This window comes from Brachybacterium sp. AOP29-B2-41 (genome assembly GCF_052378395.1).
Taxonomy (GTDB): domain Bacteria; phylum Actinomycetota; class Actinomycetes; order Actinomycetales; family Dermabacteraceae; genus Brachybacterium.
In genome coordinates this window covers 95,880-110,538 of sequence record NZ_JBQSXR010000005.1, presented here as the reverse complement: position 1 = coordinate 110,538, position 14,659 = coordinate 95,880, and the positions used below count along the sequence as shown (strand labels likewise).

Below are 14,659 nucleotides of genomic sequence, written 5' to 3'. Positions count from 1 at the left end.
CGTGTGATCAGTTCCCAAACAACGCGTCGGCGGCTGCGGTCATATGCTGGGATGCGAAGGTTTCAGGTGCGAGGAGCATGTGCGCGCCAACAGCTCCGGCACCTGTTCCAGAGGTGATGATGTTGCGCCCTGTGCTTCCCTCCGCCATGCCGAGTTCGTCCGATACTTTCGACCCAATGGATTCGCCGAGTCGTGCGGTGTGAGTATCGCTGGCGAAGTTGCCGCTCGTCTCCATCCATGATCGATTACCTGGCAGCTGTCCATCGGTAAAGTCGTTGGCGGTCGCGAGTCCTTGGATGAGTGGTAGCGGCGTCACGCTTCCGAGAGCTTCGGCACTGTTCCCAAGCACACCCCCGGTATCGCCTGCCTTCAAGCTCTCGACTGCCTCTGCGACGTCAGGGATCGCGCCGGCGATCGGTGCCATCTTTGCCACGCGACGCAACCACGGCGGCGCATCTTTGCTGTCTTCGGCCATGCTGGAGAGCTTTTCGCCAACATTCTTCGCGATGTGCTTGGCGGAGTCCTTCCAGCCGTCGTCGCCTGAGCCGGGGGCGGGGAAAGGGCCGCCTCCACCGAAGCCGTTACCGGACCCTCTTCTGGCGCTCCAGCCACCGTGCGCGCCGTTACCAGGGGAAGAGGTCATATCCTGCTCGTCGGCCTCTTCCTCGAGCAGGGTTCCGCGCTCGGACACCTGAGCAGCGCTGCTCATGCCACGCTGATGGGCGATGTCGTACTGGGACCGGAAGTCATCGGCGTCCGGGCCCACCCAGTTCACCGCATGGACCAGTCCCCGCAGCGAGGTCAGCAGCTCCTCGACCCGCCCCGAGGCGCCGTTGAACCGGCTCGCTAGGTCGCGCAGCTGATCGGTGTCGGCACCGTAGAAGGTCATACCCACCATGATCGCGCTTCAAACGAGGGTGCGCCATGGGGAGGACTGCCCATCCCTGAACGAGATCCAGAGACACGCTGTTCGACGTCACCCTTGCGGGTCCCAGGGCGCCGGGAGGTACTCACGGCGCAGGTCGTAGTAGCGCTCCGGATCGGTGATTCCGTCCAGGCCGCGCTGCCACTGCTGCCCGTACTCCAGGGTCGACTGCTCCATCGCGCGCAGCGGAGCGGCCGCCCCCGGGTTGACGGGTTCCACGAGATCCGCGCCCGTGCCGATCAGCTCCGAGGCCGTCCGGGACATGGCCGGCACCGGGGTGGCGGCGAGGATGTCCGCCATCGCACCTGCATGGCGGTACATCCCGCGTTCGCCGGCGCGCACGATGCCCGCCAGGTCGCCGTCCCCGATCGCAGAGGAGACCTCCTCGCTGGTCTGCATGACGTTGGCGAGCCCCTGGTCGATGCCGGAGATCACCTGCCCCGGCACGGAGTCGCTCCCGAGCACGGCCCCGGCGACGGTGTGGGGCACTCGCACCACCGAGACCGCCGGGGTGAGTGCCCCGAGGCCGATCTCCTCGAGATTCTGCTCCGTCCGGTCGAAGATCTGCCCCATGCCGCTATGGACCCCCATCACCGTCTGCGCCGCGCCGACGAAGGGGATCGCACCGAGTCCGAGCTTCCGATCGAGCTGCGCCTCGGCGAGGATCTCGGGATCCAGCGCGAACTCCTCTCCCTTGGGGAGCGGAGCAGGCGCGGGGATGGTCCGCAGCGGGTCCGGCCGCATGAAGGGACCGCCGATCATCGGCCAGAGCTCGTCCAGATCGGGCAGCCGAGGCAGTCGATCCGCCAGACGCTGCGGGTCCGGATGCATGAAGGGACCGCCGATCATCGGCCCCCACTCCATGCCGCCCTTCCCCTGCAGCGGTGGCAGTCCCACGGCCGGGTCCGGGACCCAGGGCGGGGTCGCCCGCACGCCGAGCGGATCTCCGGCCACCCCGGGAGCGGTGTCTGGCTGGGAGCAGACGTCCTGCTCCGCGGCCTCGCCCTCGAGCTGCCGGCCGCGCTCCCGCAGCTTCTCGACCAGCCGGATCACGGTGTCGACCACCTCATCGGTGCACCGGCGGTGATCCTCCGCGTCCGGACCGAACCAGGCCGTGGCGTGCACCGTGCGTGCAACAGCGGTGATCACCGCCCCCAGCTGAGCCGCGTCGGTGGAAAACTCGGCGGACAGCTCTGTCAGGGCGACGGTCTCGGATCCCCAGAAAGTGTTCATGGCGAGACCGTAGGCAATCACGATCTGCGGACGTCGGTCACCGCCGGGGAATGTGGATGGACGAGGGATGTGGAGGAACCGTCGGCGGCGCGGGACAGCCCGGGCAGCAGAGCCCGGGCAGCAGAGGCCGGGCTGCAGAGCCCGAGCAGCAGACGGCCCCGGGAACCCGTCCTACGGATTCCCGGGGCCGTCAGCTCAGTCGAGCAGCTCAGATCACGATGTTCACGATCTTCGGCGCGCGGATGATCAGCTTGCGGACGGTCTGGCCCTCCAGCAGCTCCTGCACCCGCGGCTCGGCCATCACCGCTGCCTCGAGATCGCTCTCGGAGATCCCGGGATCCACCTCGATGCGGTGGCGCACCTTGCCCTTGATCTGGATCACGCAGGTGACCTGCTCGGCCTTCAGCAGCTCCGGATCCGCCACCGGGAACGCCACTCGCGAGATGCTGCCCTTGTGACCCAACCGTGCCCACAGCTCCTCGGCCAGGTGCGGGGCCAGCGGAGAGACCATCAGCACCAGCGGCTCGACCGCCGCACGCGGCGTGGAACCGGTGGCGGTGAGCTGCTTGGTCAGGTGGTTCACCAGCTCGATGAGCTTCGCGATGGCGGTGTTGAAGTGCATCCGCTCCATGTCCCGGGTGACCCCATCGATCGCCCGGTGGGTGGCCTGCATCGTGGGCCGGTCCCCGGGGTCGTCGGTGACCGTCAGCTGCCCCGTCTCCTCATCGACCACGAGGCGCCACAGACGCTGCAGGAAGCGCTGGGAGCCGACGACGGCGCGGGTCTCCCAGGGCCGTGAGAGGTCCAGCGGTCCCATCGACATCTCGTACACGCGCAGGGTGTCGGCGCCGTATTCCTCGTACATGTCATCCGGTGCCACCGCGTTCTTCAGCGACTTGCCCATCTTCCCGTACTCCTGGGTGACAGGTTCGCCCTGGTAGGTGAAGGTGCCGTCGGCCCCTGCGACGACCTCCTCGGCGGGGACGTGGACGCCACGGGCGTCGGTGTAGGCGAAGGCCTGGATGTAGCCCTGGTTGAACAGGCGGTGGAACGGCTCCTGGCTGGAGACGTCGCCGCGGTCGAAGAGCACCTTGTGCCAGAACCGCGCATACAGCAGGTGCAGCACCGCGTGCTCGACCCCGCCGACGTACAGGTCCACACCGCCCACGCCGCCGTCCTCGGGCGCGCCGAGCCAGTACTTCTCGTTCTCCGCACGCACCAGGACATCATCCTCGGTGGGGTCGATGTAGCGCAGGTGGTACCAGGACGAACCCGCCCACTGCGGCATCGTGTTCGTCTCTCGACGGTAGGTCTTCGGACCCTCGCCCAAGTCCAGCTCGACCTCGGCCCACTCCGTCGCGCGCGACAGCGGGGTCTGCGGCTCGGTGTCCGCATCCTGGGGATCGAAGGTCTTGGGGGAGAAGTCCGCGACCTCGGGCAGGTCCAGCGGCAGCATCGACTCCGGCAGCGGGATCGGCACCTCGGGCGCCGCCGGATCGTAGACGATCGGGAAGGGCTCACCCCAGTAGCGCTGGCGCGAGAACAGCCAGTCCCGCAGCCGGAAGGTGGTGCGGGCACGCCCGAAGCCCTTCTCCTCGGCGTACTCGGTCGCGCGCGCCTTCGCCTCGTCCTTGTCCAGGCCGTTCAGATCCAGATCGGCGTTCGCGGAGTTGATCTTCTGGCCTTCTCCGGTCCAGGCGCCGCCGTTGAAATCAGCAGGCGGCTGCACGGTGCGGATCACCGGCAGCGAGAACTTCGTGGCGAAGGCGAAGTCTCGCTCATCCTCGGCGGGGACCGCCATGATCGCGCCGGTGCCATAGCCGGTCAGCACGTAGTCCGCGGTGAAGACGGGCAGCTCGCGGCCGTCCATCGGGTTCGTCGCGGTCAGCCCGGTGAACACGCCGGTCTTCTCGCGATCGTCCGCGGTCCGCTCGTCCTCGTCGAGAGAGGCGGCACGTGCCCGGTAGGACTCCACGGCCTCCCGCGGGGTGGCTGCGCCACCGGTCCAGGACTCCTCGGTGCCCTCCGGCCATGCTGCGGGCAGGGACGAGGGATCCGTGAGCAGCGCGTGCTCGGGGGAGAGCACGCAGAAGGTCGCGCCGAACAGGGTGTCCGCACGGGTCGTGAACACGTCGAAGGATGCCTCGGGAGCTGAGGACAGGCCGGCGGTGGGGAACGTGATCTGCGCGCCGTGGCTGCGTCCGATCCAGTTGCGCTGCATGGCGCGGATCGACTCGGGCCAGTCCACCCGGTCCAGATCATCGATGAGGCGGTCCGCGTAGGCGGTGATCCGCATGTTCCACTGCCGCAGCCGGCGGGTGAAGACCGGGAAGTTCCCGCGTTCGGAGCGGCCCTCGGCGGTGACCTCCTCATTGGCCAGCACGGTGCCCAGACCCGGGCACCAGTTCACCGGGGTCTCGGAGATGTAGGTCAGGCGGAAGGAGTCGGCCAGCTCCGTGAGCTCGGCGTCGGTGGCGGCGGTGACGTCGGCGGGGGAGCGGCCCGCCCACCCCTCGGGCAGCTCGATGCCCTGGCGGTCGGCGAGGGCGAACGGATCCACAGTGCCGCCGCGCAGCTCCTCACGCAGCTCGGCGATCGGCCGCGCCCGTCCCGTGATGCCGTCGGCGTTCGGGGCCTCGGGGTCGTACCAGGAGTCGAAGATCCGCAGGAAGATCCACTGCGTCCATTTCACGAACTCAGGATCAGTGGTGGCCAGCGAACGGCGGGAGTCATGGGACAGACCCAGCCGGTGCAGCTGGCGGCGCATGTTCGCGATGTTGGACTCGGTCGTGATGCGCGGATGGGTGCCCGTCTGTACGGCGTACTGCTCGGCGGGCAGGCCGAAGGCGTCGTAGCCCATCGTGTAGAGGACGTTCTTGCCCATCATCCGCTGATGGCGGGCGACCACGTCGGTCGCGATGTATCCCAGCGGATGTCCCACGTGCAGCCCTGCCCCGGAGGGGTAGGGGAACATGTCCATGATGTACATCTTCTCGGCGGCGGCGCCGCCGGAAGTGGCGGCGGCCTGCTCGATCGACTCGGCAGAGCCGCGCAGCTCGCCGACGGGGTTGTCGGCGTGGAAGGTGCCGTCCTCGTCCCAGCGCTGCTGCCAGCGGCGCTCGATCTCGTCCGCGACGGCGGCGGTGTAGCGGTGCGGGGCCTCGCTCATGGGTGAATCGTCCTCCGAAGGATCAGTGCGGCGGTTGCCGCCAGGCGTCTCGTGACATGAAAAAACCCTCGCGCAGGCGAGGGGAGCCGCATCGGTGCCTCATGTGCGCACCGGCACGCTCTCAGGAGCGCGGGGTGGGCGCGGGCCTTGTCCGACGCGGCTGCATAAGCAGGAGCCGTCGAGTCACGGGGTCATCCTACCGCGCCGGGGCCCGTGCCCTCGAGCGTGCTCGGGGAGTGCTCAGACCCCGAGCAGGCCCGAGATCAGCAGCAGCACCAGCACGGTCCCGATCGTGGTGATCAGCACCGTGTCCCGGGCGAGGTTCTCCGAGGCGCGGTAGCGGGCTGCAGCGACATAGACGTTCTGCGCCGTGGGCAGGGCGGCCATCACCACCACCTCGTAGAGCGAGGCGCCCCGCATCCCGAGCAGCAGCCCCACTCCCAGCGCGATCACCGGCATCAGCAGCAGCTTCGAGGCCGAGGCGACCGCGATCAGCCCGCGATAGCCGTCAGCCTTCGCCAGCGGCCGCGAGCCGTAGAGGGAGAGCCCATAGGCCAGCAGCATCGCCGGGATCGCCATGTCCGCGAACGAGTGGATCGGCTCGAGCGCGACCGCCGGGATCTTCACCCCCGCCAGCACCAGGAGCAGGCCGACGGCGGAGGCGATGATGGTGGGGTTCGCGACGATGCTGCGCAGCACTCCGGCGGGGCCAGAGGAGTCCTTCTCGGTGACCCGATGCAGCACGAACAGGTACAGCGGCGTGTACACCGCCTGCTGGAACAGGATCACAGGCAGTGCGTGCGAGATGTCGCCGAGCACATAGAGGGCGATCGGGAAGCCCATGTTCGCTCCGTTGACCACGGAGCCGCTGATCGCGGTCATCACCAGGTCCGCGCCTCGACGTCTGGTGAACAGCGCCACCGCGATGATCAAGATCGCGCCGGTGGCGAGCCCCGAGATGCCGGCCACGGCCATCGGCAGCGAGAGCACCTCGCGCACATCGGACTCGAGCAGCCCCACCAGCACCAGGGCCGGGGAGGCGACGAAGAAGGTTGAACGGTTCAGCACATAGCGACCGTGCGGACCGAGAACTCCGGTGCGTCCGACCACCCAGCCCACACCGATCATGGACCAGACGATGAAGAAGCCGGCCAGAACCCCGCTCACAGCGGCGGGAGGAGGGAAGACGTGAACACCGGACTGATCCTAGACGGCCAGCAGGAAAGGGGGTTCCGTCGTTCAATCGCCGGACGCGCGGCCCAATCGCCGGACATCAGGGGGTGCGGCAGCGGTCAGCGCATCCCGTGCGAGGTGCGGCCGTCGATCTGATCGCTGCTGCCGGGAACCGGCTCGGCGCCGTCGGAGCCGAGGCCCACGATGCGGTTCTGCGCATCGACATGGACGACACGGGGGCGGTGCGTGGAGACCTCCGTCTCGTCCAGCTGCCCGTACGCGATGATGATCACCAGGTCGCCCGGGGTGACCAGATGCGCTGCGGCGCCGTTGATGCCGATCACTCCACTGTCGCGCTCGCCCTCGATCACGTAGGTGATCAGGCGGTGGCCATTGGTGATGTCTACGATCGTGACCTGCTCGTTCTCGACCAGACCCGCGGCCTCCGTGAGGGCAGGGTCGATCGTCACCGAACCCACGTAGTGCAGGTCTGCCTGCGTGACGGTGGCTCGGTGGATCTTCGAGGTCATCAGAGTGCGCAACATCGCTCCTATTCTCTCATCACGCCCGCATGCTGGATGATGGAGACGTCCGTTTCGTCAGGAGGATCACCATGCCCAAGGCCCGCCGCAGTTCAGCACGCCGTTCCGAGCGGTTCGAGGACATGGCGCTGCCCGATGAGCTCCTCGGGGTCCTCGCCGAGCAGGGGCTCGAGAGCGCCTTCGAGATCCAGTCCGTGATCCTTCCCGACGCGCTCGCCGGGCGTGATGTGCTGGCCCGTGCCGAGACCGGTTCCGGCAAGACCCTCGCCTTCACGCTCGCGATGACCTCCCGCTTCCGCGGTCGCAAGATGCATCGCAAGCGTCCGCTCGGGGTGGTGCTGGTGCCCACGCGCGAGCTGGCGGTGCAGGTCGTGGACACCATCCACCCCTTCGCTCGGGCCGTGGGAATCAAGGCGCAGCTGGTCGCCGGCGGCATGAACATCGAGAAGCAGGCGGACGCGGTGGCCCGCGGCGTGTCGATCGTGGTGGCCACCCCGGGCCGGTTGATCGATCTCGCCGAGCGCGGCGCGCTCCAGCTGGACCTGGTGGAGACCACGGTCATCGACGAGGCGGACCACATGGCCGACCTCGGCTTCCTGCCGGACGTCAGCGACATCCTCGCGGCGATCCCGATGGGCACCCAGAAGATGCTCTTCTCCGCCACCCTGGATGGGCAGGTCGAGCAGATCGTCGATAACTTCCTGGTCGATCCCGTCAGCCACGAGACCACGCCGGTGACCGCCGCGGTGGCCACCATGGATCACCACGTGCTGGCCATCGCCCCGTCCGCCAAGCGTGAGGTCACCGCGCAGCTCGGCGCCCGTGAGGGACGCACGCTGATGTTCACGCGCACCCAGCTCGGTGCCGAGCGGGTGGCGCAGGAGCTGGTCGAGGTCGGCATCGGTGCCGCAGCCCTGCACGGCAACAAGCAGCAGGGGCTGCGCACCAACGTGCTGGCCGGTTTCCGCGAGGGGGCCTATCCGGTGCTGGTCGCGACCGACGTCGCAGCCCGCGGCCTCCACATCGACGACGTCACGATGGTGGTGCACGTCGACCCCTCCGATGACGTCAAGGAGTACGTGCACCGCTCCGGGCGCACCGCACGTGCCGGAGCGACCGGCAGTGTGGTCACGCTCGCCCTGCCGCACCAGATCGCGAAGACCCGGAACGTCCTCGCGGGAGCCAAGGTCGAACCGACCTGGGCCGACGACGTCGACTCCGCAGAGGTTCCTGCCCTCTCTGAGCTCGGTGGGAGGACGCCTGCCGGCGAGCCGGCGGAGGACCCGGCGACCGTGAAGTACAAGGGCGCGCCGCGCAAGCTCGACCTGGGGCGCAACCGCCACCGTGGGGCCGACGCCGGCAAGGCGGAGGAGCGGCGTGCGAACGAGGAGCGGCGCGCCTCCTGGGAGGATCCGGATGGCGAGGACGGTGCTCGTTCGGGCCAGGGCAATGCCCGCTCGGGGCAGCGCGGCGCACGCTCGGGCCAGAGCAGTACTCGTTCGGGCCAGGGCCAGGGCCGGGGCCAGGGTCAGAGCCAGGCCCGCCGCGGCGGAGGCCGGGGACGTGATGGCGACGCCCCGGAGGAACGGGGCCGTCAGAGCGGTGCCCGCTCCACCGGCGGTACTGGTGGCAGGGGTAAGGCGGGGGACCGCGGGCGCTCTGCCGGCACGGGCAGGGGAGAGGCCCGCGGACGCTCCACCGGCACCGGACGAGGCTCGGAAGGCACCGGCAAGGGCCAGGGGCGTGGACGCTCCGGCGCGCCGACTCGCGCCCCGCGTCGACGTGGAGGACGATGAACGACGGAACCATGGCTCGATGACGAGCAGGTGAAGCGCCGAGGAGGCACGCGATGAGCATCAGTACCTTCGACATGTTCAAGATCGGTATCGGGCCCTCGAGCTCGCACACCGTGGGGCCGATGCGGGCCGCAGGGACGTTCGCGCGCGAGGTGCTCGGTGATCCGGAGCTCGGCCCACGTGTCGCCGATGTCGAGGTCCATCTCTACGGCTCTCTCGCCGCCACCGCAGTGGGGCACGGCACCTTGGACGCGGTCGTGATGGGCCTCGAAGGCGCTGATCCGGAGACCGTGGATCCGGTGGCCGGTCGTGAACGGGTCGCCCAGATCGAGACCGAGGGCGGGCTGCTGCTGGACGGCACCCTCGCGATCGCCCTGCGGCCCTCCTCGATCGTGCTGCACCCGCTGACGTTCCTCCCCCAGCACTCCAACGGGATGACCTTCATCGCGCTGGATGCCGAGGGCCAGGAGCTCCTGCGCCGCCCGATGTTCTCCGTGGGTGGAGGATTCGTGGTCGACGAGGCGGACATGGACCGCTCGATCGCCGAGGTCGCGGCCGAGGACGAGGGACTCACCATCTTCACCACCGGCGACGAGCTGCTGCGGGTGTGCGAGGAGCGCGGGATCTCCGTCTCCGAGGCGATGCTGCTGAGGGAGCGCCAGTGGCGCAGCGACGGGGAGATCCGCGCCGGGCTGCTCACCATCTGGCGCGCCATGCACGACTGCATCGAGCGGGGCACCCGCACCGGAGGCATCCTGCCCGGCGGTCTCGAGGTCAAGCGTCGCGCCTCGTCCTGGTACGACTCGCTCTCGGCCGAAGACCCGGTACGGCTGCCGATGAACGCCTTCGAATGGGTCTCGCTCGCCGCACTCGCGGTGAACGAGGAGAATGCCGCCGGGGGACGTGTGGTCACCGCGCCCACCAACGGCGCGGCCGGCATCGTCCCGGCGGTGCTGTACTTCGCCACCACCTACATCGAAGGGGTGGACCCCGACGAGATCGCGGTGCGCTTCCTGCTCACCGCCGGGGCGATCGGTTCGCTGTACAAGGAGCATGCCTCGATCTCGGGCGCTGAGGTGGGCTGCCAGGGCGAGGTGGGCTCAGCCTGCTCGATGGCCGCGGCCGCCCTCTGTGAGGCGATGGGCGGCAAACCCGCCCAGGTGGAGAACGCCGCCGAGATCGCGATGGAGCACAATCTGGGCCTGACCTGCGATCCGATCGGGGGTCTGGTGCAGATCCCGTGCATCGAGCGCAACGCCATGGCCGCAGTCAAAGCGATCACCGCTGCCCGCTTCGCGCTGCGCGGCACGGGCGAGCACTTCGTCTCCCTGGACACGGTCATCGAGACCATGCGCCAGACGGGGAAGGACATGAACTCGCGCTATAAGGAGACCGCGATGGGCGGGCTCGCGGTCACCGCGGTCCCGGTCAGCGTTCCGGACTGCTGAGGCCTGAGCGGAGCGGTCCCGAACTCCTGAGCAGCACCTCACGTGGCACCGACGCCGCCCCCAGCCGGTCGCGCACCAGCGCCCGCAGCTCCTCCGCGCGGGGCGCCGTCCCCCTCTCAGCTCCTGCGACCTGCACCTCGACCACGGTCCTCACCCCGAAACGCTCATCCGGCACCACTCGCAGGCGCGCATCGAGCACCCCGCGCTGGGACCGCAGCAGGCGCAGCACGGCAGCGGGGTCATGCACCATCCCGCCTGAGGAGAGCGTGCCGTCTGCACGTCCGAGCACTCGGACGATGCCCTCCTCAGAGATCTCTCCACGATCGGTGATCAGCTCGCGCCCTGCAGTGAACGGGGTGCGGGCGTGCAGCAGGCCGTCAGCCTCGCGCAGCCGCACCCCGCGCAGCGGCCTGCCGTCGACCGTGAGCGAGCCGGTCTCCGTCGTCCCGTAGACGTCATGCACACGAGCCCGGAAATGCCGGGCCAGATCCGCGCGGAGCTCGGAGGATAGCTGATCGGAGCCGGAGACCACCCGGGGGATGCGCAGCGCCTGTCCCCGGCTGAGCGCCCGGTCCGCGGTCAGGAGATCCACCAGATGCACGGGGACGCCGGTGAGCAGGTCCGGTGCGCTCCGGTGCAGCAGTGCTACCCGCTCGGGGCCCGGCAGATGACTCAGATCCACGAGCGTGGCTCCCAGGGCGAGTGAGCCCAAGGAGACCAGCAGTCCGTGGCCGTGGACCCCCGGCGCCGCGCAGGCGATCCTCTGACCGGGCCGCATCCCGATCCGTCGGCCGAGATCGGCCAGGGTGGACAGCTGGGCCACGGTGAGCGGGCCGCGACGCTGGGTGCGGGGCAGCCCGGTGCTGCCGCTCGAACGCAGTTCGAGCATCCCGTTCCCGGACAGCGCGGTGACCAGCACCTGGCGCAGCGACGCAGCGGCGGGCAGTGCACCGAGTCCCGGCTGGGCCGCGGACCCGCGTGATCGGCGGTGCAGCTGCACCTGATCGAGCAGCTCACCGGCGGTCAGCGCACCCCGTTGGTCAAGGAGCACCACCGCGCGAGGGCGCAGGGAGAGTCGGGTGCGCAGGGCGCTCGAAGGACGCAGGAGCTTCATCGTGGACCGATCCTCCCACTGGTGGGCTCTTCACCTGTGGGCTCTTCACCCGTGAGCCCTCCGGGGCCGCCGGCTCCGACGCCCATGCGCCCTCGTGAGGCGAGACGCTGGATCAGGTCCCCGGCCCGGCCCGCAGCGGCGGCGGACAGAGTGGGCGCCGCCTGGGCGAGGACCGCGCCGGCGCGTGCCCAGGGCGGGGAGAGCAGGGTGCGGGGCGCATCGAGGGCGTGCAGGACCCGGCGGGCGGCGTCCGCGGGAGCGAGCGCGCCGCGGGGCGAGCTGCCGTAGGTCGGGGCGGCCATCGCCGTGGCGACCAGCGGCAGCTCCACGATCGCGATCCGCACCCCATGGCGCGCGGCCTGGGGTCGCACCGCTCGCAACCAAGTGTCCAGCGCCGCCTTCGAGGCCCCGTAGGCGGCCCAGCCGGGGGTGGGGATCCGGGTGGAGGCGCTGGTGACGGCGATGACGCGGCCAGTGCCGGTGGCGCACATCGGTTCCAGCATCGCCAGCATCAGGGCGGCCGGCCCCAGCAGATTCGTTCCGGTCAGCCGGACCAGGTCATGGGGCCTGCCGAAGCTCTCCTCGAGGGTGCGGCGGAGGGAGTGCCCGGCGATGGAGACCACCGCCTCCGGTGTGCCGTGTTCCGACAGGACCGTCTCGGCGAGCCCGGCGACTGCCTGCTGGTCGCGCAGGTCGCAGGGGAGCACCCGGGCGCCTCCTCCGGCGGCCCGCACCTCGGCGGCCAGGGCCTCCAGCCGGTCTCTGTCACGGGCGGTGAGCACCAGCTGTTCCCCTCGTGCGGCCAGTGCGAGGCAGACTTCACGGCCGATCCCGCCGGTCGCTCCGGTGATCAGGATCATCGTCGGCTGGCGGGGAGACTCACCAGGAACCCCGCTGGTACGAACCGGGGTACAGCGCCGCATCGCGCACCCCCAGCTCATGAGCGGCACGTTGCGGCCAGCTCGGCTCACGCAGTGCGGCACGACCCACGGCGACGAAGTCCGCATCGCCCCGTTCGAGCACGGTCTGGGCGCCGGCGGGGTCCGTGATCAGGCCCACGGCTGCCACCGGCATCGACACTGCATCGCGCAGGGTGCGCGCGAAGCCCACCTGATACTCCGGTCCGACCGCGATGTCCGCGATCACGGCGCCGCCGGTGGAGACGTGCAGGGCGTCGACTCCCACGCCCTCGAGCTCGCGGGCGAGGTCGAGGGACTGCTCGATGTCCCAGCCGCCGTCGATCCAGTCGGTCGCACTGATGCGCACGATCAGAGGACGTTCGGCGGGCCACTGCTCGCGGACTGCGGAGGCGATCTCGAGCGCGAGCCGGCGCCGTCCCGGACCGTCGCCGCCGTACTCGTCGTCGCGGGTGTTCACGAGCGGGGAGAGGAACTCATGGACCAGATAGCCATGAGCGAAGTGGAGCTCGACAGCATCGAAGCCAGCCTGTTCCGCACGTCGGGCCGCAGCCACGAAGTCTGCGACCACCCGGGAGATGTCCTCACGGCTCAGCGCATCCGGGGCGTCGAGCCCGGGGAAGGGATCCGAGGTGGGGCCGACGGCGCGCCAGCCGGAGGCGAACTCCGGCACCGTGCCGCGTCGCCTGCGGAACCGAGGCAGTGCCGGCCAGGTGGAGGCCTTGCGGCCGGCGTGGGCGAGCTGGACCGCGATCTTCGCTTCCTGCCCCTGGCAGAAGCTGGTGATCCGTCGCCAGGCGGTGACCTGCTCGTCGTTCCACAGGCCCGTGTCCTGGGGGCTGATGCGGCCTTCCGGGCTGATCGCGGTCGCCTCGGTGATCAGCAGCCCGAAACCGCCGGTCGCGCGAGCTCCCAGGTGCACCAGGTGCCAGTCCGTGGGGATGCCGTCCTCCGCCTCGACCATGTACTGGCACATAGGTGCCAGCCAGATCCGGTTGCGCATCTCCAGGGAGCGCAGGCGGGCCGGGGCGAGGAGCGCCGGGGCTGTGGCGGCAGGATCGGGGACCATGGTCCCCTACGTTAGCCGCCTCTGCTGTGGCCCCGTGTCGCCGCCCATCGTGGTGCTCCTCATGACCTCCCACGTGACGGCGCCACAGCGGAGACTTTGCGCCTGCTCTTCAATCGAGTGATCTATGATGCTAGCATTCTTGCATGGTTGAGGATGAGCCGAACGTGCCCCGAACCCCCAAGGTGCAGTTCAACGTGTACCTGCCGAAGGATCTCGTGATCGAGGTCAAGCATCGGGCGATCGATGAATCGCTGAGCCTCAGCGCCTTCGTGGAACAGGCTCTGCGGATGCAACTCGCCGCCGGTGGCGACGATGCCTGAGCGCGAGCCGAGCATGGGTGCCCCGCCCGCGCCGTTCCCTGACAGACCGTTCCCTGAGGAGGAGACCGAGATGAGCCCCCAGACCGAGATGAGTCCCCAGTCCGCCGTGCCCGGCGCGGTGCCCGAGATGACCGTGCTCCCGCTGAGATTCAGCGCCGATGTGCCCGCGATGATCGACTTCCTGTGCACGCTAGGGATGACGCCCACGGTGACTGCGGGAGAGGACGGCTTCGGAGAGCTCGTCGCCGGGGCAGGCCGGGTCATGGTGCACGCGGCAGCTGGTGCCGCGACCGGTGCGCGCAGTGGGGACACCGATCTATGCCTCGCAGTGGAAGAGACCGACGTGGCGGCGCATGCCCTGCAGACGGCAGGGTACGAGGTGGACGTATGGGATGAGACCTATGGTCGGCAGGGGGTTGTCACCGGACCGGCGGGGGAGCAGGTGGCGCTCAACGAGGAACAGATCGACCTCTATGGGTACCGCGGCCACGACGCGAGCTCCCCGGATCCGCGGCTCACTGTCACCGCAGTGCTCTCCAGTGACGACTTCCACCGGGACGCGACCTGGGCGGCTCCGCTCGGGTTCAGCGCTGACGGGCCGGACGATGAATGGTTCCTCGCTCTGCGAGGCCCCGGGCGGGCGGGTGTGCTCGGGCTGCACAAGCCCGGTCCGCTGGATCGCAGGACTCGGTCGACAGGCACCGAGTTCGGTGATGTGCTGCAGGTGCGTCTTGGCTTCGAGACCACCGGAGACCTGGCCGAGCTCTCCCTTCGACTGACCACGGCAGGGCATCCCGCGGAGGTCGTCGAGAGCGGTGCCCTCCGCAGCGTTCACGTCACCGACCCTGATGGGCAGCACCTGGAGATCCATCAGCGTCCGCTGCGCTGAGCTGTCCTCGAGGCAGGGGGAGCGGCAGCATCCTGCTCGAGGAGTGTGACCGGTGCGCGTGACA

12 protein-coding genes are annotated in these 14,659 nt (G+C 69.6%); 4 read left to right on the top strand and 8 right to left on the bottom strand.

Annotated elements, in window-relative coordinates; genetic code table 11:
* Positions 1–7: 7 nt before the first annotated feature.
* The 5 genes from ACT3T9_RS06765 to panD all read right to left on the bottom strand — a co-directional run bounded on the left by ACT3T9_RS06765 (position 8) and on the right by panD (position 7,045).
* Entirely contained in the window at positions 8–889 is an 882-nt protein-coding gene (locus tag ACT3T9_RS06765) for a hypothetical protein (protein ID WP_442331738.1), read from the bottom strand.
* 87 nt (positions 890–976) lie between these two features.
* On the bottom strand, positions 977–2,158 hold the full coding sequence (locus tag ACT3T9_RS06760; protein ID WP_441444376.1) for a hypothetical protein: 1,182 nt from the start codon (positions 2,156–2,158) through the stop codon (positions 977–979).
* Between the two features lie 208 nt (positions 2,159–2,366).
* Positions 2,367–5,327 carry a leucine--tRNA ligase gene (gene leuS, locus ACT3T9_RS06755; RefSeq protein WP_444606182.1) on the bottom strand — a complete coding sequence of 987 codons (2,961 nt, stop codon included), beginning with the start codon at positions 5,325–5,327 and terminating at the stop codon, positions 2,367–2,369.
* 240 nt (positions 5,328–5,567) lie between these two features.
* The gene (locus tag ACT3T9_RS06750) at positions 5,568–6,494 is read right to left on the bottom strand and encodes an AEC family transporter (protein ID WP_444592186.1); all 927 of its coding nucleotides are present in this window, start codon (positions 6,492–6,494) and stop codon (positions 5,568–5,570) included.
* A gap of 125 nt (positions 6,495–6,619) precedes the next feature.
* A complete protein-coding gene (panD, locus tag ACT3T9_RS06745) occupies positions 6,620–7,045 on the bottom strand; it encodes an aspartate 1-decarboxylase (protein ID WP_441444379.1) in 426 nt (141 codons plus the stop codon).
* Between the two features lie 68 nt (positions 7,046–7,113).
* Here panD and ACT3T9_RS06740 point away from each other — a divergent pair, with 68 nt between their 5' ends.
* Together ACT3T9_RS06740 and ACT3T9_RS06735 are read left to right on the top strand one after the other, a co-directional pair.
* Entirely contained in the window at positions 7,114–8,838 is a 1,725-nt protein-coding gene (locus ACT3T9_RS06740; RefSeq protein ID WP_441444380.1) for a DEAD/DEAH box helicase, read from the top strand.
* Between the two features lie 53 nt (positions 8,839–8,891).
* Positions 8,892–10,286, top strand: coding sequence for an L-serine ammonia-lyase (locus ACT3T9_RS06735; RefSeq protein ID WP_441444381.1), 1,395 nt, complete (start codon positions 8,892–8,894; stop codon positions 10,284–10,286).
* On the opposite strand, the gene ACT3T9_RS06730 is transcribed toward ACT3T9_RS06735, so the two are convergent.
* Genes ACT3T9_RS06730 through ACT3T9_RS06720 form a run of 3 tightly spaced genes read right to left on the bottom strand, consistent with a single transcriptional unit; the run spans position 10,267 to position 13,386 of the window.
* Positions 10,267–11,400, bottom strand: a complete 1,134-nt coding sequence (locus ACT3T9_RS06730; RefSeq protein WP_441444382.1) for an AMP-binding protein — start codon at positions 11,398–11,400, stop codon at positions 10,267–10,269. The genes ACT3T9_RS06735 and ACT3T9_RS06730 overlap by 20 nt on opposite strands.
* Positions 11,397–12,260 (bottom strand): SDR family NAD(P)-dependent oxidoreductase, encoded by an 864-nt coding sequence (locus ACT3T9_RS06725; RefSeq protein ID WP_441444383.1) that lies wholly within the window; start codon positions 12,258–12,260, stop codon positions 11,397–11,399. Before ACT3T9_RS06725 ends, ACT3T9_RS06730 begins: the two co-directional genes overlap by 4 nt.
* A 19-nt stretch (positions 12,261–12,279) precedes the next feature.
* Positions 12,280–13,386, bottom strand: a complete 1,107-nt coding sequence (locus ACT3T9_RS06720; RefSeq protein ID WP_441444384.1) for an NADH:flavin oxidoreductase/NADH oxidase — start codon at positions 13,384–13,386, stop codon at positions 12,280–12,282.
* Between the two features lie 143 nt (positions 13,387–13,529).
* Between ACT3T9_RS06720 and ACT3T9_RS06715 the strand changes: the two genes are divergently transcribed.
* On the top strand, positions 13,530–13,706 hold the full coding sequence (locus ACT3T9_RS06715; RefSeq protein WP_441444385.1) for a CopG family transcriptional regulator: 177 nt from the start codon (positions 13,530–13,532) through the stop codon (positions 13,704–13,706).
* A gap of 70 nt (positions 13,707–13,776) precedes the next feature.
* Entirely contained in the window at positions 13,777–14,595 is an 819-nt protein-coding gene (locus ACT3T9_RS06710) for a hypothetical protein (protein WP_441444386.1), read from the top strand.
* Positions 14,596–14,659: the final 64 nt, after the last annotated feature.

Bases quoted from the DNA above. Each gene is read 5' to 3' on its own strand.
- ACT3T9_RS06765 (WP_442331738.1), bottom strand. From the start codon at position 889: ATGACCTTCTACGGTGCCGACACCGATCAGCTGCGCGACCTAGCGAGC.
- ACT3T9_RS06760 (WP_441444376.1), bottom strand. From the start codon at position 2,158: ATGAACACTTTCTGGGGATCCGAGACCGTCGCCCTGACAGAGCTGTCC.
- leuS (WP_444606182.1), bottom strand. From the start codon at position 5,327: ATGAGCGAGGCCCCGCACCGCTACACCGCCGCCGTCGCGGACGAGATC.
- panD (WP_441444379.1), bottom strand. From the start codon at position 7,045: ATGTTGCGCACTCTGATGACCTCGAAGATCCACCGAGCCACCGTCACG.
- ACT3T9_RS06740 (WP_441444380.1), top strand. From the start codon at position 7,114: ATGCCCAAGGCCCGCCGCAGTTCAGCACGCCGTTCCGAGCGGTTCGAG.
- ACT3T9_RS06735 (WP_441444381.1), top strand. From the start codon at position 8,892: ATGAGCATCAGTACCTTCGACATGTTCAAGATCGGTATCGGGCCCTCG.
- ACT3T9_RS06730 (WP_441444382.1), bottom strand. From the start codon at position 11,400: ATGAAGCTCCTGCGTCCTTCGAGCGCCCTGCGCACCCGACTCTCCCTG.
- ACT3T9_RS06725 (WP_441444383.1), bottom strand. From the start codon at position 12,260: ATGATCCTGATCACCGGAGCGACCGGCGGGATCGGCCGTGAAGTCTGC.
- ACT3T9_RS06720 (WP_441444384.1), bottom strand. From the start codon at position 13,386: ATGGTCCCCGATCCTGCCGCCACAGCCCCGGCGCTCCTCGCCCCGGCC.
- ACT3T9_RS06715 (WP_441444385.1), top strand. From the start codon at position 13,530: ATGGTTGAGGATGAGCCGAACGTGCCCCGAACCCCCAAGGTGCAGTTC.
- ACT3T9_RS06710 (WP_441444386.1), top strand. From the start codon at position 13,777: ATGAGCCCCCAGACCGAGATGAGTCCCCAGTCCGCCGTGCCCGGCGCG.